Raw genomic sequence first — 22,913 nt, 5'->3', positions numbered from 1 at the left:
ATCAGGACAACATGCCATAATTTCGCGTTCGGCCAGGTTTTTAATGGATATTTTGTCGCATATTCCCCTTTCGTCACCTTATGTCCTGTTAATAAGCCATAGCTATTCAATCTCTGACTACAAAACAACCTGTTAAATCGATTGTTAACTTCAATCCCTAGCGCTTTTTTTGCTGTTGATAATTACCTACAATCGAACCATATCTTAGCCAGTTGAATGAGGGTTTCATGAGTACGGCCAAACACAGCAAACTTTTGATTTTGGGCTCAGGGCCAGCAGGCTACACCGCTGCGGTATATGCGGCTCGCGCAAATCTCAAACCGGTGTTAATTACCGGCCTTGAAAAAGGCGGGCAGTTAACCACAACAACCGAAGTAGAAAACTGGCCTGGCGATCCAAACGATCTCACCGGTCCGCTGCTAATGGAACGCATGCAGGCGCATGCAGAAAAATTCAATACTGAAATCATCTTCGATCATATTCATTGTGTCGATTTGCAACAGCGTCCATTTCGTCTGACTGGCGATAGCGGCGAATACACGGCTGACGCGCTGATAATTGCAACAGGGGCATCAGCACGCTATCTGGGGCTTCCATCGGAAGAGGCTTTCAAAGGTAAGGGTGTTTCAGCCTGCGCAACCTGCGACGGCTTTTTCTACCGCAACCAAAAAGTAGCGGTTGTCGGTGGTGGCAATACCGCCGTTGAAGAAGCACTTTATCTGTCAAATATCGCCGCTCAGGTTCACCTCATTCATCGCCGTGACAGCTTCCGTGCAGAGAAAATCCTGATTGACCGTCTGATGGATAAAGTGGCTAAAGGCAACATCGTCTTGCATACCGATCGTATCCTCGATGAAGTCATTGGCGATCAGATGGGCGTAACAGCTGTTCGTTTACGCGCCGTGGCTGACAGCCAGGATACTGAAATCATTGAGGTTGCGGGCTGCTTTATTGCCATCGGTCATAGTCCAAACACCGCTATTTTCGCCGGACAGCTCGAACTTGAGAATGGCTATATCAAAGTGCAGTCTGGTCTGCACGGCAATGCAACCCAGACCAGCATCAGCGGGATATTCGCGGCGGGTGATGTGATGGATCATAGTTATCGTCAGGCTATTACTTCAGCAGGTACTGGCTGTATGGCCGCATTGGATGCAGAACGCTATCTGGATGGATTGATTAAAAAATCGTAACGGATAGTTTAACCTCCTGATCATATTTACAAAAGGCGACACTCCCGTGTCGCCTTTTTGATTTGCTGCGGGTAACATTAGCCGCATTTCCCGTTTTACGCCGTAGTCCCGATTACGGCAAAAATTGATCTGGCATACGATGAATAAAACCCGACAGCAGGAACTTACACGCTGGTTACGTCAACAAACTGCACCGGCTAAAAAATGGCTGCGGCTCTCATCGCTTTTGGGTGTCATCAGTGCGCTGATTCTGGTGGCCCAGGCGTGGCTGCTGGCATCGCTACTTCAGGCATTGATTGTCAATCAAATCCCACGCGACAGCCTTGTGACGCACTTCTTGCTTCTCATCTTGTGCTTCGCATTACGCGCGCTTCTTACGCTGGCGCGAGAGCGTGCAGGATTTCGCTGCGGTCAGAGCATACGTCTGGCTCTGCGCCAGCAGGTGCTTGATCATCTCACGGCGGCAGGCCCGGCCTGGATTCAGGGCAAACCAGCTGGCAGTTGGGCAACGTTATTGCTGGAGCAAATAGAGGAAATGCACGATTACTACGCCCGCTATCTGCCACAAATGACCCTGGCAGTATTGATCCCTGGCTTTATTTTACTTGCTATTTTTCCGGTGAACTGGGCGGCAGCATTAATTTTATTGATTACGGCTCCGCTGATACCATTTTTTATGGCATTGGTTGGTATGGGAGCCGCTGACGCCAATCGACGTAACTTTCAGGCGCTTAGTCGTCTCAGTGGCCAGTTTCTCGATCGCCTGCGCGGACTTGATACCTTACGGTTATTCGACCGCGCCAGCGCGGAAAAAGCGGCTATCAGCCAGTCAACCGATCAGTTTCGCCTGCGCACAATGGACGTTCTGCGCCTGGCATTTCTTTCCTCCGCTGTATTGGAGTTTTTTGCTTCGCTGTCTATTGCGATCGTCGCGGTATATTTTGGCTTTTCCTATCTTGGTGAATTACATTTCGGCAGCTATGGAGCCGGCGTAACGCTATTTGCCGGTTTTCTGGCGCTGCTTCTTGCACCGGAGTTTTTTCAACCACTGCGAGACCTGGGTACGTTTTACCATGCAAAAGCACAGGCGACAGGCGCCGCCGACTCGCTTGAACAGTTTCTCAGACTGCATCCTGAATCACACCAACCGCAGAGACAATTTCAGCTACCCGCGGGCCAACCGCTATCTATTCATGCCCGAGAGCTGTTTATCAAGTCCGCTGGAGGCGTCACCCTTGCCGGGCCACTTAACTTTCACATTGAGGCCGGTGCGCGTATCGCCATTGTCGGCCTGAGCGGGGCAGGCAAGACGTCATTGTTCAACGTACTGATGGGTTTTTTACCTTATGAGGGTTCTCTGACACTGAGTGGACAAGAGCTACGTGACATTACGCCAGCGAGCTGGCAACAGCAGGTGGCCTGGCTCGGACAAAATCCACATCTTCCCGCACCAGACATACGGGAAAATATTACTCAGATGTCGCAGCCTGAAGAGGATCGCCTGCAATGGGTTCTTGAGCGTGCAGGGATCAGTGAATTTATCGATCGCCTTCCCGCGGGACTCAATACCAAAATTGACGAGCAGGCCTCAGGGCTGTCAGTCGGACAGGCGCAACGCATTGCTCTGGCGCGCGCACTGCTAAAACCATCATCACTACTGCTACTGGATGAACCGTCAGCCAGTCTGGATGCGGTGAGCGAACGGCTGGTTAACCAATGTTTACTCGCCGCCTCTTACCAGCAAACTACTCTGCTGATAACCCATCAGCTGGATCAGCTTGACGACTGGGATACTATCTGGGTCATGGAAGACGGGCAGCTCGTTCAACAGGGAAATATGCAGGCTCTGCTTCAGCAGCCTGGCGTCTTTGCCCGTTTACTCAATCGGCGAATGAGTGAGGTATCCTGATGAAAATATTGCTTCCTTTTCTGAAACTCTATCGACGCCATAGCGTCCTCCTGACGCTTGGCGTGATACTGGCCATCTTAACCCTGCTTGCCAGCATCGGATTACTGACGCTTTCGGGATGGTTTCTGGCTGCAGCATCCCTTGCAGGTTTTGCCGGATTATACAGCTTCAATTATATGCTACCGGCAGCCGGCGTGCGCGGCGCCGCCATTACACGCACCGCCTCACGCTACTTTGAACGACTGGTAAGCCATGATGCAACCTTTCGTGTATTACAGCATCTTCGCGTCACTCTTTTTACCAAACTGCTGCCACTGACACCCGGAAGACTGTCCCGTTTTCAGCAGGGCGATCTGGTTAATCGTCTTGTCGCCGATGTGGATACACTTGATCACCTGTATCTTAGGGTTATCTCACCGATGGTCGGCGCCTTGTGTGTCGTGCTCGTGGTGATAGCTGGCCTGAGCTGGCTGGATGTCCAGCTGGCGATGACGCTGGGCTTTATTCTGCTAGCAACGCTGTTAATACTGCCACCGCTGTTCTATCGACTCGGCTACGCTGACGGGGCGGCGTTAACCCGTCAGCGCAGTGAGTATCGTAGTTTACTGATGCGCTGGTTACAGGGAATGGCCGAGCTGCGTATTTATGGTGCTGAACCTGACTATCGGCATAAGCTGGAGCTAATGGAGCAACAATGGCATAGCACTCAGCAGCGGCAAGCCGGGCTAAGTGCATGGTCACAGGCCATACTAATGTTGATCAGTGGCCTGACAATAACGCTGATGCTTTGGCTCAGCGCCGCAGGCGTTGGCAATATGATCAAACCGGGAGCGCTTATAGCTTTGTTTGTCTTCTGTAGCCTGGCAGCTTTTGAAGCGCTGGCACCTGTGGCAACCGCCTTCCAGCATCTGGGGCAGGTTATTGCATCTGCTGAACGAGTAACTGAGATCACCGCTCAGCGCCCGACAGTCAGTTTTGATGACGACAGGCAGCAAGCAGCAACGCAGGTAAGCATCGCACTGGAGTGCGTCAGCTTCAGCTATGAAAATAGTGCCTTTCCGGCATTGCAGAATATTTCCCTGCGTCTACGGGCAGGCGAAAAGGTGGCGTTGATTGGTCGTACAGGGAGCGGTAAGTCAAGTTTATTGCAGCTTCTCACTCGCGCCTGGGACCCACAGCAGGGTGAAATCACCCTGAACGACCAGCCACTGGCGAGCTGGCAGGAAAGCGCACTGAGGAAAATGACAACCGTCGTCAGCCAGCGTGTACACTTGTTCAGTGCCACCCTGCGCGATAATTTACTGCTGGCCGCTCCCGGAGCCAGCGATGCCCAGCTGTCTCACGCGCTACAGCAGGTTGGCCTGGAGAAACTGCTGAGCAGTCCGGAGGGCCTTAACGCCTGGCTCGGTGAGGGTGGACGTCAGCTTTCCGGCGGCGAACGGCGTCGGCTGGGTATCGCCCGGGCACTGTTGCACGATGGCGCCCTCTGGTTGCTGGACGAGCCGACTGAAGGACTCGATGCCCACACTGAGCTGCAAATCCTCAGCCTGCTGCAAAACGTTACGCGCGATAAGAGCGTAATCATGGTAACCCACCGGTTGCAGGGCGTTGAAAATATGGACAGGATTGGCGTTATGGATGGTGGTCAGCTTATTGAACTGGGTAGCCATCAGGAATTAATCGCTAAACGTGGGCGCTACAGCGACTTTCAGCGGCGTAACGCGCTACAGTGAATCAGATTCAGCAAAGTGAAAATCCATGCGCGTGATTCAACTTTCCCATGACTCAATTCAGTTCCCGCCACCTGAAATGGCACTCCGCGAGCCAGACGGTCTGCTCGCCATGGGTGGCGACCTGAGTTCCGCACGCTTATTGAACGCTTATCATCACGGCATTTTCCCCTGGTTTTCTCCTGGAGATCCAATCCTCTGGTGGTCACCAGATCCCCGCGCAGTGATGCGACCAGAAGCGTTTCGGCTCAGTCGCAGCATGAAACGTTTCCATAAGCAGTCGCCTTATCAGATCACGCTGAATCGTGCATTCCCCGAAGTTATTGCCGGCTGCGCCAGCGATCGCGTTGGAGGAACGTGGATCACCACTGAGGTAAAGCGGGCATGGATTAAGCTATGGCAGTTGGGCCACGCCCACTCAATTGACGTATGGCAGGATGAAAACCTGGTTGGCGGCATGTATGGTCTCGGCTTAGGGCAAATTTTCTGTGGAGAGTCGATGTTCAGCCGCAGCGTTAACGCGTCAAAAACCGCTCTGCTGGTTTTTGCTGATTATTTTCGGCGTCAGGGAGGAGAGTTAATCGATTGCCAGGTATTGAATCCGCATACACAATCGCTGGGTGCCTATCATATTCCCCGTGTCGATTATCTCACATTGATTAGCCAGCTGGCTGACCGGCCGGTTAGCGATTGGTGCTGGCATCCTAAGCGCTTGTTCTGAGGCTAATGTTTTCTGCGCAATGCACAATGTTTGATGGTATAATCCGAAGATATTATCAGTAATCTATGCTCGTGTTTAACCGAGCAGGAACAGGCCCCGTTGGGAATTCCCTGGCATTTTATCGAACTGACTCAATGGCTTTAGCCGCGAGTAGCTCCATATCCGCTATCCCTCCCCGCAGACGTCATTACTGACCGTATCTATCCGCGTGGTTGTTCACAGGAACCTGACCACCGGTTAGTGTTGGTATTTGCACCAGCAATTCTTTACATAAATCAGGAAATTCGGCATTATCTTGCCGGTCCAAATTTTAGATTGTCATACCCAGAGGATTCGATGGCAAAAGAAGACAATATTGAAATGCAGGGTACCGTACTGGATACGTTACCTAATACCATGTTCCGCGTTGAGCTTGAAAATGGTCACGTGGTTACCGCTCATATTTCCGGTAAAATGCGTAAAAACTATATCCGCATCCTGACGGGCGACAAAGTCACTGTTGAGCTGACCCCGTACGACCTGAGCAAAGGCCGCATTGTCTTCCGTAGCCGCTGATTTATTGGGCGGCTGACGGAGACGCCCGTACGCGCCCCTGCCGCATAAAAAAGCCGACTTTACCGTCGGCCTTTTCTTCTTTACGCATTGCCAGACAGTTAATGCACCGAGCCTTCGGTTTTACGCTTTTCCGCACTCAGGAAATGGTAAGTCAGTTGATGACGCTTTTTGTCGAGCGCAACGGATACCGAACCACCGTCTACCAGAGAGCCAAACAGCAGCTCATTTGCCAACGGTTTTTTCAGATTCTCCTGCACGGTTCGCGCCATCGGACGTGCACCCATCGCTTTGTCATAGCCTTTTTCTGCCAGCCAGCCGCGAGCGTCGTCACTGACCTCCAACGAGACACCTTTAGCATCCAGCTGAGCCTGAAGCTCGACAATAAACTTATCCACCACCAGATGAATAACGTTTGTCGAGAGATGGTTAAACCAGAGAATATTATCGAGGCGGTTACGGAACTCTGGCGTAAACACTTTCTTTATCTCTTCCATCGCATCTGTACTGTTATCCTGATGAATAAGTCCAATGGACTTACGTTCAGTTTCACGGACGCCGGCGTTAGTGGTCATGACGACCACCACATTACGGAAATCAGCTTTACGACCATTGTTATCGGTCAGCATACCGTTATCCATCACCTGAAGCAGCAGGTTGAACACGTCCGGATGGGCTTTTTCGATCTCATCAAGCAGCACCACGGCATGCGGATGTTTGATAACCGCATCGGTCAGTAGTCCGCCTTGATCGAACCCGACGTAACCCGGAGGTGCACCAATAAGGCGACTGACAGTATGGCGTTCCATATATTCCGACATATCAAAGCGAAGCAGCTCAATGCCGAGCGCTTTGGCCAGCTGAACGGTCACCTCCGTTTTACCTACGCCGGTTGGGCCAGCAAAAAGGAAAGAACCGACAGGCTTACGTTCCTGCCCCAGCCCGGCACGACTCATCTTGATCGCTTCGGTCAGGGCTTCAATTGCATTGTCCTGACCGAAAACAAGCATTTTCAGTCGCTCGCCAAGATTTTTGAGCGTATCGCGATCGGTGGCAGAAACGCTTTGCTCCGGAATGCGGGCAATGCGCGCTACCACCGCTTCAATATCCGCCACATTAACCGTTTTTTTACGCTTGCTGACCGGTACCAATCGCGCACGAGCGCCAGCCTCGTCGATCACATCGATAGCTTTATCGGGTAGATGACGATCGTTGATATACTTTACTGCCAGCTCAACCGCCGCCCGCAACGCTTTTGCGGTATAGCGCACATCATGATGGGACTCATATTTAGGCTTCAGGCCGTTAAGGATCAGGACGGTTTCGTCGACCGACGGTTCAGTAATGTCAATTTTCTGGAAGCGACGAGCCAGCGCCCTGTCCTTCTCAAAAATGTTGCTGAATTCATGATAGGTCGTTGAACCCATTACGCGAATTCTACCGCTTGAGAGCAGTGGTTTGATCAGATTAGCTGCATCAACCTGACCGCCGGAGGCAGCGCCTGCGCCAATTATTGTATGAATTTCATCAATAAACAGAATGCTATTGTTATCCTGTTCAAGCTGTTTTAGCAGGGCTTTAAAGCGCTTTTCAAAATCGCCACGATACTTAGTACCCGCCAGCAATGACCCCATATCCAGCGAATATATGGTGCACTCTTTGATTACTTCAGGAACGTCACCCTGCACGATACGCCAGGCAAGCCCCTCAGCGATAGCCGTTTTACCCACACCGGACTCACCAACCAACAGCGGGTTATTTTTGCGGCGGCGACACAGGACCTGAATAGTGCGCTCCAGCTCTTTCTCGCGACCGATCAGCGGATCAATACCCCCAACGCGTGCAAGCTGGTTCAGATTGGTGGTGAAGTTTTCCATACGTTCCTCCCCGCCTGCTTGCTCTTCATTGACTGGATTTTCCGAATCCTGCTGTGAATTTGGCTCATCTTTACGCGTGCCATGAGAAATAAAGTTAACCACATCAAGGCGACTAACCTCATGTTTACGCAGCAGATACGCTGCCTGAGACTCCTGCTCGCTGAAAATCGCCACCAGAACATTAGCGCCAGCAACTTCACTGCGGCCGGATGACTGTACATGGAAAACGGCACGCTGAAGTACACGCTGAAAGCTGAGCGTAGGCTGCGTATCACGCTCTTCTTCAACGACAGGTAATACTGGCGTTGTTTGTTCGATAAAAGCTTCAAGTTCCTGACGAAGGGTGACAATATCGACCGTACAGGCTTCGAGCACTTCTCTTGCTGAGGGATTACTGAGCAATGCCAGCAGCAGGTGTTCAACGGTCATAAATTCATGTCGGTGCTCGCGCGCTCTGGCGAAAGCCATATTTAAACTGAGTTCCAGTTCTTGATTGAGCATAGGCACCTCCCCAATTTAGATCGCCTTTTCAGGCTTTTTCCAGCGTACACAGCAACGGATGCGCGTTCTCCCTGGCATATTTATTAACGTGAGCGACTTTGGTTTCTGCCACTTCCGCGGTAAAAACACCACAAATCGCTTTACCCTGATAATGCACCGTAAGCATCAATTGCGTTGCGCGTTCAACATCATAAGAAAAGAACTTTTGCAGAACGTCAATAACAAATTCCATCGGTGTATAATCGTCATTATTAAGTATAACTTTATACATCGAAGGTGGTTTGAGGCCTTCGTGCAATTTGTCTTCTGCAAAATGTTCAACGTCAAGCCAGTCGTTCGTATTACCCATTACGTACCCAGTGTTATCAACCATCGTAACCACTTACACCCTGATTCCTCGTATAAGTTTAACACGTGAAAACAGGGTTTCCGACAGCATAAAAAAGCGTGGCATTTACCGACGCGATTTGCCGCACAAAAAGTCATCAGCACGTTATCTGCCTTAAATTTTGACAATTCCGCTGCCGGAATAGCATTGACGCTACAGGGTTTTATTCTGCATTGCTGCAATACACGCAGACTGCTGTGGTTCACAGGTTATCAGGCAACCAAGCCTGATATCTTCATGTAACAATCACTGTTATGCGAGGTATCCAGCAGCAAGGAGACGAACAGTTAAATGATGCTACATACGCCAAAAGTGACGTCGTTATCTGTCCGAAAGATGGCGGCGATAATATCTTTGCGCACCCTTCACCCTATTCTTAATTTCCCCCTGACAAATGTGCCAGCTGCCAGGGTTGGCTTTTTTCTGAGAACATGTCACTACGGGTTAAATAAGTTGGGTCCGGCAGCAGCGTTTTCAAACGCTATTTACAAATCTTTCTCATCGCTATTAAGCTCAGCCTGTTGCAAAACCTCAGTAAACATTTGCCGGAGCAAAGATGAGATCGCATTGCGCCTACGCTCTGCGGCATCTGAAGCGACGGTAATCGCCAGCCCTGGCTTTGATTCCTGATGAATCGCTTTTGTGATGGCTTTGCGCATGCTCGCCGGTACGCCCGACGGTAGACGAGCCATACGATGATAGACGTCTGAAAAACCAGCCTTATACTGGAAATGCTCCATATCCGGTGAGGGTAATTGCGTTACGAAGCGCGGCACAGTTTCCACAGGCGCATCTGGAATCATGTTTCGGGCGCTGGCAGCGTATTTTTGTCCGGCCGCGTCACCATCAGTAAGACATGCCAGCCAATGCCCATACGTTGGGTAAAGCGCAATGTTCGGGCCATTATGATGTCGGGTAGTGCGTGTATCTCGCAAGCGCAAAACCAGATGCAGGCGGCGCAATAATGCTATTGACTCTGGCGTTATCGCTTATTTCAACGGCTGGCCTCTCACGCCCGCTTCTCCCTGAAGTAAAACCGCAAATGTAATCGATCCCCTGCGGGCTGGTAGAAATCCTGCTGACGAAAAGCGGGCGCCTTTGCGCCCGGTGCGAAAGCGATTGACAGCGCATCCAGCAGGCTGGTTTTTCCCCACACCTTCTCGCCAATGAGTCCATTATTATCGTCAAGCGTCAGAGAAAGACGGTAAATGCCACGGAAGCCCTCGATATCAATACATTGCAGAATCATATTTCACGCTGTCCTTCCCTGCGAATTGCCCGAGCATGTGAATTGATCGCTGAGGGGTCAAGCGAACCTTTACATGATGATAAAATTTCGCTAGCTTTTCGCCGCCTCCCCTTCGCCACATGGATGGAAAATTCAATGTATTCAGGCCTTATACTTATTCTTCTGCCGCTGATTATTGGCTATTTTCTGCCTATTACCTGGAAATCAATTCTGAATGTTGTCAATAACCTCCTTAGCTGGATGGTTTATATCATTCTATTTTTTATGGGGATTAGTCTGGCCTTTCTTGAAAACCTCAGCGAAAACTTACTGAATATTGCACGGATTAGCCTGATTTCTGCCCTGTGCATTATCATTTTTAATGTCATCGGACTGGAACTACTGGCACATCGCTATCCCTGGCGCCATACACATCGGCAGCAGGTACTCCCGTCCCGGCTGCAGATGGCGCTGGAGTCACTCAAACTAGGTCTGGTGGTGCTGGGTGGCTTTGCCGCGGGTCTCAGTCACTGGGCGCCATTGCGTCATGCCAGTGAAGCTAGTGAATATGCCCTACTTCTACTGCTCTTTTTTGTCGGCATACAACTGCGCGGAAACGGCATGACGCTGCGTCAGATACTCCTGAACCGTCGTGGAGTGACAATTGCCAGTGTAGTATGGCTCACGTCATTAGCTGGCGGCCTGCTGGCATCACTGTTACTCCAGGTCCCGCTGAATACCGGGCTGGCTTTAGGATCGGGATTTGGCTGGTATTCGCTGTCAGGTATATTGATGACTGAGTCATTTGGTCCGGTCATTGGCAGTGCGGCATTTTTTAACGACCTTCTGCGTGAACTGCTGGCCATCACCCTGATCCCAGCGCTGATCACCCGTCATCGCACCAGCGCGCTGGGATTATGTGGTGCAACCTCGATGGATTTTACGCTGCCAGTCTTACAGCGTAGTGGCGGCAATGAAATCGTGCCTGCCGCTATCGTCCACGGTTTCTTGCTCAGTCTGCTGGCCCCGGTGATGATGGCGTTGTTCTCAACCTAAATTTTTACATTTCTCCCACGATCAGAAAAATACATCGCCCCGGTTTAGACTATGCTTTGTGATGGTTATCCCATTTCACCAGGATGAACTGTTCGACAAATAAAGGAAGATATATATGAAGCAAACGGTCGCAGCCTTAGTGGCGAAAACACTTGAAAACGCTGGGGTAAAACGTATTTGGGGCGTCACGGGAGACTCACTTAACGGTCTCAGCGACAGCCTGAACCGGATGGGAACGATTGAATGGATAGCAACCCGGCATGAAGAGGTTGCCGCCTTTGCCGCCGGCGCGGAAGCACACATCAGTGGGGAGCTGGCTGTCTGTGCTGGCTCCTGTGGGCCTGGTAATCTACATCTGATTAACGGTCTGTTTGACTGTCACCGTAACCATGTGCCGGTTCTCGCTATCGCCGCTCATATCCCCTCCAGTGAGATAGGCAGCAACTATTTTCAGGAGACCCATCCTCAGGAACTATTTCGCGAATGCAGCCATTATTGTGAGCTGGTTTCAAACCCGGAGCAGCTGCCGCAGGTCCTGGGCATCGCCATGCGTAAAGCTATCCTTAATCGGGGCGTTTCGGTCATTGTTCTACCCGGCGATGTCGCACTGCAACCCGCTCCCGAAGAGGCACGCGTAACCTGGTACCCACCCGCCGCACCGGTTGTGCTGCCTAATATCGATGAACTTAATCGCCTGATCAGCGCATTGAACGAATCAAATAATATTACTCTGATGTGCGGCAGCGGCTGTGCAGGAGCGCATGCTGAGGTCATTGAACTGGCAAAAACGCTTAAGGCGCCGATCGTTCACGCACTGCGTGGCAAAGAACATATTGAGTACGACAACCCCTACGACGTTGGCATGACCGGGCTGATAGGCTTCTCTTCTGGCTATCATGCCATGATGAATGCCGATACCCTGGTGCTGCTCGGCACCCAGTTTCCCTACCGTGCCTTCTATCCGGAAAAAGCCAAAATCATCCAGATCGATATTAATCCTGCCAGCCTCGGCTCGCACTGCCATGTCGATATGGCGCTGGTAGGCGACATTAAACAAACACTTACCGCTCTGCTGCCGCGTCTGAAACTGAAAACCGACCGCCGCTTTCTCGATAAAGCGTTGTCACACTATGCGGATAGCCGCAAAGAGCTCGATGACCTCGCCACCGCCAACGATAAGCAAGCCATTCATCCGCAATATCTGGCACAGCAAATCAGCAACCTCGCCGCAGATGATGCAATTTTCACCTGCGATGTGGGGACACCAACCGTCTGGGCAGCTCGCTATCTGAAAATGAACGGCAAACGCCGCCTGTTAGGTTCATTCAGTCATGGTTCTATGGCTAATGCGATGCCCCAGGCACTGGGGGTACAGGCGACAGATCGCCAGCGTCAGGTGATCGCAATGTCAGGCGACGGGGGCTTCAGCATGCTGATGGGTGACTTTCTTTCCGTTGCTCAACTCAAACTGCCAATCAAAATTGTGGTGTTTAACAATAGCGAGCTGGGCTTTGTCGCGATGGAAATGAAAGCAGGCGGCTACCTGACCGACGGCACGGATTTGCATAATCCTAACTTTGCCGACATCGCCAACGCCTGCGGCGTTAAGGGAATTCGCGTTGAGAAATCCACAGAACTGACCGGGGCGCTGCAGGCGGCTTTTTCGCATGACGGGCCGGTGCTGATTGATGTGGTCACGGCGAAAGATGAACTGGTGATGCCACCGCAAATTAAGATGGAGCAAGCAAAGGGCTTCAGCCTCTATATGCTGCGTGCGTTGATTAACGGCAGGGGAGATGAGATCGTCGAGCTGGCAAAAACCAACTGGCTGCGATAAAACAACAGTCAATTGAGTAACACATTATTACCCAGCGGGCGCGAAAGCGCCCGTTTTTTTTAACAGGAGATTAAGCGTGATTGATTTACGAAGCGATACCGTTACTCGCCCTGGAGAGGCGATGCTCAGCGCCATGCTGACGGCTGAAACCGGCGATGATGTGTATGGCGATGACCCAACGGTTAACGCGCTCGAAGCCGAGATTGCTCATCGTAGCGGTAAACAAGCCGCCCTTTTCTTACCGACGGGTACACAGGCAAATCTGGTTGCACTGCTGTGCCACTGTAATCGCGGCGAAGAATACATTGTTGGTCAGCTGGCTCATAACTATAAATATGAAGCAGGGGGCGCAGCGGTACTGGGTAGCATTCAACCACAGCCCATCCTTCAGGAACGGGATGGCACCCTACCACTAGCTACCGTTGAGCAATTTATCAAGCCCGACGATATTCACTTTGCCATCACCCGCCTGCTTAGCCTGGAAAACACCTTCAACGGTAAAGTGCTGCCACTGAGCTATCTTGAACAAGCCTGGGATTTTACCCGACAGCACGATCTGGCGCTGCATATTGATGGCGCACGGATCTTTAATGCTGCGGTTACCCTGGGCCTGCCACTGGAGGCCCTGGCCCGTTATGCTGACAGTCTGAGTATCTGTTTGTCTAAAGGATTGGGCGCACCAATCGGATCGTTACTGTGCGGTAGTCAGCAATTTATTCAACGCGCTCGCCGTTGGCGACAAATGACCGGTGGTGGGATGCGCCAGGCCGGTATTTTGGCCGCCGCTGGCCTTTATGCTTTAGAGCATAACGTCGCTCGCCTGCAACATGATCATGACAATGCGGCCTGGCTGGCAGAGGAATTAAAAGCGGCAGGCGTTGCCGTTTCGCGTCAGGATACCAATATGGTGTTCATTAAACTGCCGCAAGCGCAGATAGCGCCGTTAAAAGAGTGGCTGAAACAGCGCGATATTCTGGTTTCTACCGGCGAGGTTACCCGCCTGGTCACACACCTGGACATCGACCGTCGTGCGCTGGAAAACGTGGTCGATGCCTGGCGCGAGTTTCTGCAACTTTACGGCTGAATACCCCGGAGAGAAGCCTGTTTTCCCACAGCAACCGGCTACAAGGCAGGCTTCAGTGAAGCAGCGGCGCTACATTGAGCGTCAGTTGTCTACTTTCACTGCGGTTCCGCTGACGCTGACCATCAGCATGCTGCCGTCCTTGCCGATGGTTTCATAATCAATATCAATGCCAACCACCGCGTTGGCCCCCAGGGTTTCAGCCTGCGCCTGCAAAGTAGAAAAAGCCTGTTCACGCGCTTTGCGTAATACTTTCTCATAAGAAGAAGTGCGCCCACCGACGATATCGCGAATACCGGCAAAAAAGTCACGAAATATATTGGCCCCGAGAATCACCTCTCCGGTTACCACACCGCAGTATTCGATAATCTTTTGCCCTTCAAGGGTTGGTGTTGTTGAGAGCTTCATCCGTATTCCTCCGTTTGTTGCATCACTCAAGAGTAAACCACGCGTAAGAACAAAGCGGCTATACTCAATGCTAAAAATTGACATCCGGTTACACCAGGAAAACATGATGAACAATAAAACGCTAACTGCTCTTGTTCTGCTGACGTTACTTATGAGCGCCTGCACCACCGTTCAACCGGCTTTTAACGATACGGGAACCCGGATAAGCCCCTGCACCAGTGGCGGCCCTGACACCGTAGCACAAGCTTTTTACAACCTGCGTGTTCAGAGTCCAGGTCAGGGTATACCTGATAGCGCAACCTTAAGCAAATACCGCCCCTATCTGAGCGACCATTTATATCAGTCACTGCTCAAGGCCAGCCAGGATACGCAGCTGCGTAATCAACTCCAGGGTGATATATTCTCCAGTGTCGACGCAGGCCCAAGCGCTGTCGATGTTATGGACGCCTCTTCTATTCCGAATACTGATGCACGCAACATACCGCTGCGGGTGAGTATGAGCCGCGACGGCAATCGCCCGATTGGATGGAAAGACGAAGTACTGATGATACGTGAAGGCAGCTGCTGGGCGCTGGATGACGTTCGTTACCTGGCAAAAACATCCCATATGGCTAATGCCAGCCTTTCAAATGTGCTGGGAAAATAACCTGTCCCGCGCACGGAACCGGCGCGTCAACCGTTAATTGCTGTTTTTATCGGCGCACTTTCACACATCAACGCTACCTTGTGCTACGCTTCAACTTTATTGCAACCATAAATATATTTTAACGCATCCTGATTGCATAACTATGCTGTCAGCGTTACTATTCGCGCTATCTATCGCTATTCATTTTTCTCGCATGAGTATTCAACTTAACGCCATAAACTGCTTTTATGGCCCCCATCAGGCTTTGTTCGATATCGACCTCAGCTGCTCGCAGGGTGAAACCCTCGTCTTGCTTGGCCCGAGTGGTGCAGGTAAGAGTTCGCTATTACGGGTGCTCAACCTGCTGGAAGTGCCGCGTACCGGTACTTTAAACATTGCAGGCTCTGAATTTAACTTCGCACAACGGACCGATGACAACGCAATCCGCACGCTGCGCAAAAATGTCGGTATGGTGTTTCAACAGTATAACCTTTGGCCACATCTGACGGTCATGCATAACCTGATTGAGGCCCCCTGCCGTGTTCTCGGATTGAGCAAAGATCAGGCACATCAGCGGGCGGCGAAACTGCTGTCACGTTTGCGCCTTGAAACCTTTGCCGATCGCTATCCGCTGCATCTTTCCGGCGGCCAGCAGCAGCGCGTGGCCATTGCTCGTGCGTTGATGATGGAGCCGCAGGTACTGTTATTTGATGAGCCAACTGCTGCGCTTGATCCAGAAATAACTGCTCAGATAGTTGAAATTATTCAGGAGCTATCGCAAACCGGGATCACTCAGGTGATCGTCACTCATGAAGTGGAAGTTGCTAAAAAAACGGCCACCCGGGTGGTTTATATGGAGAATGGCCGCATCGTTGAACAAGGTGATGCAAGCCATTTCACACAGCCGCGAACAGATGCGTTTGCCAGCTATCTTTCGCATTAACGCAGGACAGACACCAATGAAAAAAATTATTGTTGCCACCGTACTGATTGGATTGAGCCTTAGCGCCAGCGCCGCTCAGACAATACGCTTTGCTACCGAGGCCTCCTATCCTCCGTTTGAGTTCGTTGACTCCGCTAACAAAATTCGCGGTTTCGATGTCGATCTGGCAATGGCGATGTGTAAAGAGATGGATGCCACCTGCACTTTTACTAACCAGTCCTTTGATAGCCTGATCCCCAGTCTTAAATTCCGCCGCTTCGATGCCGTAATGGCCGGGATGGACATCACGCCCGACCGCGAGAAGCAGGTATCATTCACCCAACCTTATTATGACAATTCGGCGCTGTTCATCGCGCAAAAAGGTAAAGTTGCCAGCATAGCCGCGCTAAAAGGGCTGCGCGTCGGCGTGCAGAATGGCACAACCCACCAGAAGTATCTCATCGATAAGCATCCGGAGATTATAACGGTTCCTTACGATAGTTATCAGAATGCGATGCTCGATCTGAAAAGCGGTCGCATCAACGCGGTATTCGGTGATACGGCGGTCGTTAACGAGTGGCTGAAGGAGAATCCAGGCCTGGCACCAGTAGGTGAAAAAGTCACCGATAAAAATTACTTTGGTTCAGGTTTAGCGATTGCGGTACGTAAAGGTAATACCGACCTGCGCAATGAGTTTAATACCGCACTGGAAAAAATTAAGGCAGACGGTACTTACAAAACTATCTACAACAAATGGTTCCAGCATTAATTGAATGAATGAGTTCATACCTCTTGCCAGCGCAGCCGGGACAACCGTCAGCTTATCTGTTTGTGCCCTGCTAATTGGGTTGGTGCTGGCGATGCTGTTCGCCAGCTGTGAATCATCGCCTGTTAAGTCGCTCGCCTGGTTAGTGACCGGCATCGTTACGCTAATTCGTGGGCTACCTGAAATATTGGTGGTTCTGTCTATTTATTTCGGCGCATCACAATTATTAATCTCGCTGTCTGACGGCTTCAGTATTAATTTTGGTCTGTTCACTCTGCCGGTAAAAGTCAATATTGAGAATTTTAACGTCAGCCCTTTTCTCTGCGGCGTGATTGCGCTTTCCCTGCTCTACTCAGCTTATGCGTCGCAGACGCTGCGCGGTGCGTTAAAAGCCGTTCCTCAGGGCCAGTGGGAATCCGGTAACGCGCTGGGTATGCGCAAAAGCGCTATTTTCTTCCGGGTTATCATGCCCCAAATGTGGCGCCACGCCCTGCCGGGTCTGGGAAACCAATGGTTAGTATTGCTGAAAGATACCGCGCTGGTGTCCCTGATCAGCGTCAACGATATTATGTTGCAAACCAAAAGCATTATTACCTATACCCTGCAGCCTTTTAATGGCTATCTGGTGGCGGCGGCCATTTATCTGATTATCACGCTGATCAGCCAGCAGGTTCTGAAATATGTTGATGCCAGAGCGACGCGTTTCGAACGGGGGAGCCACTGATGCTGAGCTATTTTCCTGAGCTGCTGAAAGGCCTGCAAACCAGTCTGACGCTGACCATCGCTTCGTTGATTGCGGCTCTTCTACTGGCGCTGCTTTTTACCATAATTCTGACGTTGAAAACGCCCGGGTTCAACCCTGCGGTGCGGGCCTATATTACACTTTTTACCGGTACGCCGTTGCTGGTACAGATTTTCCTTATTTACTATGGTCCCGGGCAGTTTCCGTCTATCCAGCATATCCCCTGGCTCTGGAATTTGCTTTCCCAGCCCTGGCTATGTGCAATGCTGGCGCTGTCGCTCAACAGCGCCGCCTACACGACTCAGCTTTTTTTTGGCGCGATCCGCGCCATTCCCTCCGGCCAATGGCAGTCCTGTGCGGCACTGGGTATGAGTCGCAGTGACACATTACACATTTTACTGCCTTATGCCTTTAAGCGTGCGCTATCTTCTTATTCTAACGAGGTAGTGCTGGTGTTTAAAAGCACATCGCTGGCCTACACGATCACTCTGATGGACGTTATGGGCCATGGACAGATGTTGTTTGGCCGCACTTATGACGTTACGGTATTTGCCGCCGCTGGTATCATTTACCTCTGGGTCAACGGCCTGTTGACGCTCTTAATGCGGCTGATTGAGCGCCGCGCGCTGGCATTTGAGCAACGAAATTGAGCCCCTGGCGTAGCCGTTTTGTCGACGACTACGCCGGTTTATGCTAAATAACCGTCCGGGCGGCATTCCTGTCGGCCCCTCACCGCCCTGACGACCGATTTGACCCAACGCCTCTATGCAGAGATGCATCACCCGAATATTAAAGCCATTCCTATAAAAGCGGGGTGCTCTGTTGAAAGTTACCGCTTCGATTTGCTGCTTAAACTCATGACGCTGCACTGACGAAACGGGAGGAAAACTGCACGCTGGCTAAATCACAGCTTAAAAAGCACCGGCCAGACTCATTACCTTAAGAAAGCGTTAGCAGCACCAGTACCTCAAAATGGCTGCTGTGCGGAAACATATCAAACAACTGTACACGACTGATTTTATAGCGCTCCAGCCGCGATAAGTCCTTCGCCAGGCTTTCAGCCTGACAGCTGGAATAAAGGATCCAGCGCGGTGCATGATTATCCAGCCACCGACACAGCTCTGCACCAATGCCCCGGCGCGGCGGATTGACCAGTACCAAATCCGGCGCCTGCTCTTTTCCGGTAGCAAAAGCGGCGGAGTCCAGTGCAGTAAACCTGACTTTATCCAGCCCTAATTCGTGCGCTGAGCGGCGTGCACAGCTGATCGCTTTGGCGTTTATTTCAATGCCAGTCAGCGACATCTCAGGCGTTGCACAGTGCAGTCCGAAACCGCCGACGCCACAGAACAGATCCCACATGGTGTGTATCGGAAGATCGGCCAGCCAGTCGCGGGCACTGGCATAAAGAGTGGCAGCCACCGACGGGTTGGTTTGAAAAAAACTGCCGGGTCTCATCCATAACGGCACCTGGTTAAGTCTTTCAGCCAACACCTGTTCATCGCTGAGAAAAATTTCCTCTTCGCCTTCAAGGATCGCCATATGTACCGGCTGAATATTCACGCTGATCACGTTAATATGCGGCAGCTGCTCACGTAGCCAGGGAAGAGCTGACCTTAACTGAGCAAGCTTGAGCGTCGAACGTAGCACGAACCGCAGCATCATTGCTCCGCTGTCCCGACTCTCCGTCAGCAAAATATATTTCAGTTCACCGCGACGGCGAGCGACGTTATAGGGCGTCAACCCGGCGCGGGCAATGAATGGCTTCAGGCTGGCGAAAACCGGCGCGAAGCTGGCAGGATAAAGCGGGCATTCGCACAGATCGACAGTGCGTCCATCACCATGCATGATCCCAAGCAGAGGTCGCTCAACGCTTCCGCTGACCACCATCTTTGCCTTGTTACGAAACCCCTGTTGATCTGAGGGCTGCGGTTGGCGCCATTCGGCAACATCGAAAGGTGTCATCAGTGTTTCAAGATAGGATTGTTTATGGCTAAGCTGCGCCGGATAAGGCGTCTTAAGCCACTGGCAGGAGCGACAGCGTCCGGTGTCGTACAGCGCGCAATGCATGGTAAAACCTGTTGTCATTCATCAAGCGGAGGGGGATTGTATCATCACAAGATCAAGCTTTCCGAAAAAATTGCCGGCTGGTACTGGGCAGAAACAGCAGCATGATAATCAGTAGGTCAGGAAACTTTTGCACAATAAGCCGATGCAAAATCTGTCCGTCATTCTCTCCGCTAATGCTGAAAATTTCCGGATACACCCAGCCCATTGAAGCAACGAATAAATAGCACAACGTGACAATCTGACTAAAAATATACCCCCAGCGTCCCCAGTTTTTACCTTTAATAATGGCTGCAGCACAGCGTAACTCAAAAAAGAACAGCAGCTGGCTGAAAATAAAAATTAGGGTCGAATCCCAGGCCTGGGCGCTACGATGGACAAAATTAAGTAGCTCATCCACGCCGAGTTCAATGCCTGACAGCAGTAAATCTAACAATCGGATAGCAATAATGGTAATTCCAGCGATTAAAACCGTGACGGGAGCCCTGCCTGCCTGCCTGATCGTCACTTGCACTTCCCGAAAGGTATCTGACATGGACCTTTACCTCTACTGCTATCGTGGTGACGATCAGACATGTTTAATACCTTAACTAACCGCATTCACACCACCTAATTATTAGCGTAATCCATCAATAGTTCCATTATTCGTATCACGATAAATAACGAAGTAAACAGACCGTGCAACGTGCCCTCCAACCTGTTTAATGTTCCCCCCCTGGGGATTGAATCGTATGTTGACGCTGTTTTTCATTGTGAGCCAAAACACCGGGCAATCCCCCAACCGACGAAACAGACACCCATCTCAACCACTCTAAACAGCGGCATTCCAGAAATAAAATCGGTTTATACGAGCGTGTAGCAGGGTAAAGGCGTATCACCGCCGGCAAAGAGTTAAAACGGACTGCGCCAAAAAAGCGGTCCCGTCAAGGTTACTGCCACTCCTGAGCAAAGACAGGTGTGATAGCAACGACCCTAATTAAGATAGTCAGCGCGCTGTGTTGATTTGCCACTAATCCCCACCAAGGGATAAGTACGTCAGGCTTCGCTTCAGCAAAGCGCCGAAAAGAGAGTGACGTCATCGGTCAGTGCTTTTTTTTATTTGAATATGTCATCAACATTTTTTAAATGCGGCAAATACAATGCCTGGCAGGCATCACATTCAAATCAGATACTCTTTTGCTAAGCCCGCCAGCGTCGCACCATGCCGGAGTCCGGCACCTTCAGAAGACACATAGCAGGCTACCGGACATCAGCCCCCCGTTTTCAGACTGAAACCAGGTCGCGCCTGTTCTTCCAGCCAGCTGATGATCATTCCGGCAATATTCAGCCCTGTCGTGCTTTCGATGCCTTCAAGTCCCGGCGAAGCGTTCACTTCCATCACCAATGGCCCCCGTTTCGCCCGTAGAATATCAACCCCGGCGACGTCAAGACCTAAAGTATTGGCTGCCTTAACGGCGACCGCTCTCTCCTGCGGTGTAATCACTACCGCCCGGGCTTGCCCACCACGGTGTAGGTTTGAGCGAAAATCCCCCTCTTTTGCTTCCCGCTCAATGGCTGCCACGACCTCATCGCCGATGACAAAACAGCGAATATCCCGGCCGTGTGCCTCTTTAATAAACTCCTGAACCAGAATATGGGCCTTCAGACCACGAAAAGCATCAATAACACTTTCCGCCGCCTGACGCGTTTCTGCTAGCACGACGCCAATCCCCTGTGTACCCTCAACTAGTTTCACCACCAGCGGAGCACCACCGACCATCTCAATTAAATCCTGCGTATCGTCCGGCGAATGCGCAAAGCCGGTTACTGGCAAATCAATACCCTGCCTGGCCATCAGCTGCATAGAACGCAATTTGTCACGCGCCCTGGTAATAGCCAGTGACTCATTAAACGGATAGCTGCCGCACATTTCAAACTGGCGCAACACTGCCATACCATAAAAAGTGATAGCCGCGCCGATGCGTGGGATCACCGCATCGAAATAAGGGAGCTGACGCCCATGATAATGGACGCACGGTGAGGCTGGATTAATATTCATATAGCAGCTGAGAGGATCAATAACCTCCGCCTGATGGCCACGCTCACTGGCAGTTTCCAGCAGGCGTCGGCAGGAATAGAGCGCTTCGTCACATGAAAGAATAGCTATTTTCACCCTGACCTCCACCGGCGTGGTTAACGAGTGGCCCATCCTTGCTGATGGAGATAATCCAGCATAAAAGCTCGATTCTCTTCAACGATCGTACGCTGAATATGTTCACTCCAGCTATTAACACGTTGGTTGCTGTCACGGTTGGCGTAATAATCACGCTGCTGTTCATCATAGTCGGCCAGCACCGTCGGATCGATGGGTTGATAACGATTTTCATGCATCATCATTTGCGCTGGCATTCGTGGCTTAAGATCAGGCTGATATTCTGGCCAGCCGAGGCAAAGGCCAAACAGAGGCAGTACAAACTTAGGGCAGGCCAGTAGCTCAGTTACCTCAGCAATATGGTTGCGGATACCGCCGATAAAACAACCACCAAGTTCCAGTGACTCAGCCGCTAGCAAGGCATTCTGCCCCATGAGTGCCGTATCAACGCAGGCTAACAGAAGCTGCTCTGCCAGTCCCAGCTGCGCCTGCGGGCAAATTTGCTGGTTGCGATTAAAATCACCACAGAACACCCAAAACTCCGCCGCACTGGCAACATAACGCTGCCCACCACTGAGCATCACCAACTGCTCACGCAGCGCCGGATCGGTAATACGGATTATGGATGAGCACTGGAGAAAACTGGAGCTGGAAGCAGACTGTGCGGCAGCGAGGATAGCCTCGCTCTGTTCAGCGGCTATCGGCTGACCTGTGAATGAGCGAATCGAACGGTGGGCGCGCTGTAGCGCGATGGTTGGTGTCATGTAAAAACTCCTTATTACTTTCGGGTCAGCTCCTGCTCCCTGGCAGCCAGCTCCGCAGGGTACGCCAGACAATAGTCATCGCAGCCGGCAGCATCAGTATTACGCTTGTCAGCACCAATCCTCTGGCCAGTGACGGCTCATTGAAGCTGGAGGGAAGAGGGAAAAGACGGTGTAACACCAAAAAAGCCGCCAGCAGCAGCAAAATGCCAACCATTTCGAGCCACAGTACGGGCCGTGGTACGCGACTAAAAGGGCGCATTGTGTAACTCCTGCCGACAGTTTATAGGATGTAGTGCAGCTTAGCCTCGTGTCGACGCTATAGCCAGCATTTATCAATCCGACAGGCAGATCCTGCTTTTAATCTCTTAACGAAGCGGGCATCATAGCGGACAAATTTGCCCAATGTGATTTTAATCAC

Annotated in this window: 24 protein-coding genes; 13 read left to right on the top strand and 11 right to left on the bottom strand. The window is 51.3% G+C overall.

What is annotated here, in order from left to right:
* The first annotated feature begins 227 nt into the window (after positions 1-227).
* The 5 genes from trxB to infA all read left to right on the top strand — a co-directional run bounded on the left by trxB (position 228) and on the right by infA (position 6,108).
* A complete protein-coding gene (trxB, locus tag BM191_RS00960) occupies positions 228-1,193 on the top strand; it encodes a thioredoxin-disulfide reductase (protein ID WP_092873920.1) in 966 nt (321 codons plus the stop codon).
* A 139-nt stretch (positions 1,194-1,332) separates the two neighbouring features.
* Positions 1,333-3,102 (top strand): heme ABC transporter permease/ATP-binding protein CydD, encoded by a 1,770-nt coding sequence (gene cydD / locus BM191_RS00955; RefSeq protein WP_092873917.1) that lies wholly within the window; start codon positions 1,333-1,335, stop codon positions 3,100-3,102.
* Positions 3,102-4,835 carry a heme ABC transporter ATP-binding protein/permease CydC gene (gene cydC / locus BM191_RS00950; RefSeq protein WP_092873914.1) on the top strand — a complete coding sequence of 578 codons (1,734 nt, stop codon included), beginning with the start codon at positions 3,102-3,104 and terminating at the stop codon, positions 4,833-4,835. Before cydD ends, cydC begins: the two co-directional genes overlap by 1 nt.
* 25 nt (positions 4,836-4,860) lie before the next feature.
* Complete coding sequence (gene aat, locus BM191_RS00945) at positions 4,861-5,553, top strand: leucyl/phenylalanyl-tRNA--protein transferase (RefSeq protein WP_092873911.1); 693 nt, start codon at positions 4,861-4,863, stop codon at positions 5,551-5,553.
* 336 nt (positions 5,554-5,889) lie between these two features.
* A complete protein-coding gene (gene infA, locus BM191_RS00940) occupies positions 5,890-6,108 on the top strand; it encodes a translation initiation factor IF-1 (protein WP_002211347.1) in 219 nt (72 codons plus the stop codon).
* A 98-nt stretch (positions 6,109-6,206) separates the two neighbouring features.
* Here infA and clpA read toward each other — a convergent pair whose 3' ends face one another.
* From clpA to BM191_RS17345, 4 genes are all read right to left on the bottom strand, one after another.
* Positions 6,207-8,483 (bottom strand): ATP-dependent Clp protease ATP-binding subunit ClpA, encoded by a 2,277-nt coding sequence (gene clpA, locus BM191_RS00935; protein ID WP_092873908.1) that lies wholly within the window; start codon positions 8,481-8,483, stop codon positions 6,207-6,209.
* 28 nt (positions 8,484-8,511) lie between these two features.
* Positions 8,512-8,832 (bottom strand): ATP-dependent Clp protease adapter ClpS, encoded by a 321-nt coding sequence (gene clpS / locus BM191_RS00930; protein WP_092873905.1) that lies wholly within the window; start codon positions 8,830-8,832, stop codon positions 8,512-8,514.
* A gap of 524 nt (positions 8,833-9,356) precedes the next feature.
* Entirely contained in the window at positions 9,357-9,806 is a 450-nt protein-coding gene (locus tag BM191_RS00925) for a hypothetical protein (RefSeq protein ID WP_143088778.1), read from the bottom strand.
* 74 nt (positions 9,807-9,880) lie between these two features.
* The gene (locus tag BM191_RS17345; RefSeq protein ID WP_092873899.1) at positions 9,881-10,120 is read right to left on the bottom strand and encodes a DUF2813 domain-containing protein; all 240 of its coding nucleotides are present in this window, start codon (positions 10,118-10,120) and stop codon (positions 9,881-9,883) included.
* A 135-nt stretch (positions 10,121-10,255) separates the two neighbouring features.
* Between BM191_RS17345 and BM191_RS00915 the strand changes: the two genes are divergently transcribed.
* The 3 genes from BM191_RS00915 to ltaE all read left to right on the top strand — a co-directional run bounded on the left by BM191_RS00915 (position 10,256) and on the right by ltaE (position 14,076).
* Positions 10,256-11,155 (top strand): lysine exporter LysO family protein, encoded by a 900-nt coding sequence (locus BM191_RS00915; RefSeq protein ID WP_092873896.1) that lies wholly within the window; start codon positions 10,256-10,258, stop codon positions 11,153-11,155.
* A 115-nt stretch (positions 11,156-11,270) separates the two neighbouring features.
* Positions 11,271-12,992, top strand: a complete 1,722-nt coding sequence (poxB, locus tag BM191_RS00910; RefSeq protein ID WP_092873893.1) for a ubiquinone-dependent pyruvate dehydrogenase — start codon at positions 11,271-11,273, stop codon at positions 12,990-12,992.
* Positions 12,993-13,068: 76 nt separating this feature from the next.
* The gene (gene ltaE / locus BM191_RS00905) at positions 13,069-14,076 is read left to right on the top strand and encodes a low-specificity L-threonine aldolase (protein WP_092873890.1); all 1,008 of its coding nucleotides are present in this window, start codon (positions 13,069-13,071) and stop codon (positions 14,074-14,076) included.
* Positions 14,077-14,157: 81 nt separating this feature from the next.
* Here ltaE and BM191_RS00900 read toward each other — a convergent pair whose 3' ends face one another.
* Entirely contained in the window at positions 14,158-14,481 is a 324-nt protein-coding gene (locus tag BM191_RS00900) for a heavy metal-binding domain-containing protein (protein WP_092873887.1), read from the bottom strand.
* A 106-nt stretch (positions 14,482-14,587) separates the two neighbouring features.
* Between BM191_RS00900 and BM191_RS00895 the strand changes: the two genes are divergently transcribed.
* The 5 genes from BM191_RS00895 (at position 14,588) to artM (ending at position 18,186) form a co-directional block, all read left to right on the top strand.
* On the top strand, positions 14,588-15,127 hold the full coding sequence (locus BM191_RS00895; protein WP_092873884.1) for a lipoprotein: 540 nt from the start codon (positions 14,588-14,590) through the stop codon (positions 15,125-15,127).
* Between the two features lie 193 nt (positions 15,128-15,320).
* Complete coding sequence (gene artP / locus BM191_RS00890) at positions 15,321-16,049, top strand: arginine ABC transporter ATP-binding protein ArtP (RefSeq protein WP_092875144.1); 729 nt, start codon at positions 15,321-15,323, stop codon at positions 16,047-16,049.
* 16 nt (positions 16,050-16,065) lie between these two features.
* The gene (artJ, locus tag BM191_RS00885; RefSeq protein ID WP_092873881.1) at positions 16,066-16,797 is read left to right on the top strand and encodes an arginine ABC transporter substrate-binding protein; all 732 of its coding nucleotides are present in this window, start codon (positions 16,066-16,068) and stop codon (positions 16,795-16,797) included.
* A gap of 4 nt (positions 16,798-16,801) precedes the next feature.
* Positions 16,802-17,518, top strand: a complete 717-nt coding sequence (artQ, locus tag BM191_RS00880; protein WP_092873878.1) for an arginine ABC transporter permease ArtQ — start codon at positions 16,802-16,804, stop codon at positions 17,516-17,518.
* Positions 17,518-18,186 carry an arginine ABC transporter permease ArtM gene (gene artM, locus BM191_RS00875; protein WP_092873875.1) on the top strand — a complete coding sequence of 223 codons (669 nt, stop codon included), beginning with the start codon at positions 17,518-17,520 and terminating at the stop codon, positions 18,184-18,186. The genes artQ and artM overlap by 1 nt, the downstream gene beginning before the upstream one ends.
* 289 nt (positions 18,187-18,475) lie before the next feature.
* Here the strand turns inward: artM and rlmC are convergent, their stop codons facing one another.
* The 6 genes from rlmC to BM191_RS00850 all read right to left on the bottom strand — a co-directional run bounded on the left by rlmC (position 18,476) and on the right by BM191_RS00850 (position 22,754).
* Positions 18,476-19,603 (bottom strand): 23S rRNA (uracil(747)-C(5))-methyltransferase RlmC, encoded by a 1,128-nt coding sequence (rlmC, locus tag BM191_RS00870; RefSeq protein WP_092873872.1) that lies wholly within the window; start codon positions 19,601-19,603, stop codon positions 18,476-18,478.
* 52 nt (positions 19,604-19,655) lie between these two features.
* Positions 19,656-20,135, bottom strand: a complete 480-nt coding sequence (locus BM191_RS00865; protein ID WP_092873869.1) for a YbjO family protein — start codon at positions 20,133-20,135, stop codon at positions 19,656-19,658.
* 394 nt (positions 20,136-20,529) lie between these two features.
* Complete coding sequence (locus BM191_RS17475; RefSeq protein ID WP_177203267.1) at positions 20,530-20,679, bottom strand: hypothetical protein; 150 nt, start codon at positions 20,677-20,679, stop codon at positions 20,530-20,532.
* Positions 20,680-20,849: 170 nt separating this feature from the next.
* Positions 20,850-21,752 carry a 30S ribosomal protein S6--L-glutamate ligase gene (gene rimK / locus BM191_RS00860; protein ID WP_092875142.1) on the bottom strand — a complete coding sequence of 301 codons (903 nt, stop codon included), beginning with the start codon at positions 21,750-21,752 and terminating at the stop codon, positions 20,850-20,852.
* A 20-nt stretch (positions 21,753-21,772) separates the two neighbouring features.
* Positions 21,773-22,495, bottom strand: coding sequence for an oxygen-insensitive NADPH nitroreductase (gene nfsA, locus BM191_RS00855; protein WP_092873866.1), 723 nt, complete (start codon positions 22,493-22,495; stop codon positions 21,773-21,775).
* Positions 22,496-22,520: 25 nt separating this feature from the next.
* Positions 22,521-22,754: a DUF1418 family protein gene (locus tag BM191_RS00850; RefSeq protein WP_092873863.1), complete on the bottom strand. Its 234-nt coding sequence runs from the start codon at positions 22,752-22,754 to the stop codon at positions 22,521-22,523.
* Between the last annotated feature and the right edge of the window lie 159 nt (positions 22,755-22,913).

Origin of the sequence: Izhakiella capsodis (assembly GCF_900115045.1) — a bacterium.
In the GTDB taxonomy this organism is placed as follows: Bacteria; Pseudomonadota; Gammaproteobacteria; order Enterobacterales; family Enterobacteriaceae; genus Izhakiella; species Izhakiella capsodis.
Note: the sequence above shows the minus strand (reverse complement) of the source record. Positions and strands in the feature narration are given on the sequence as shown.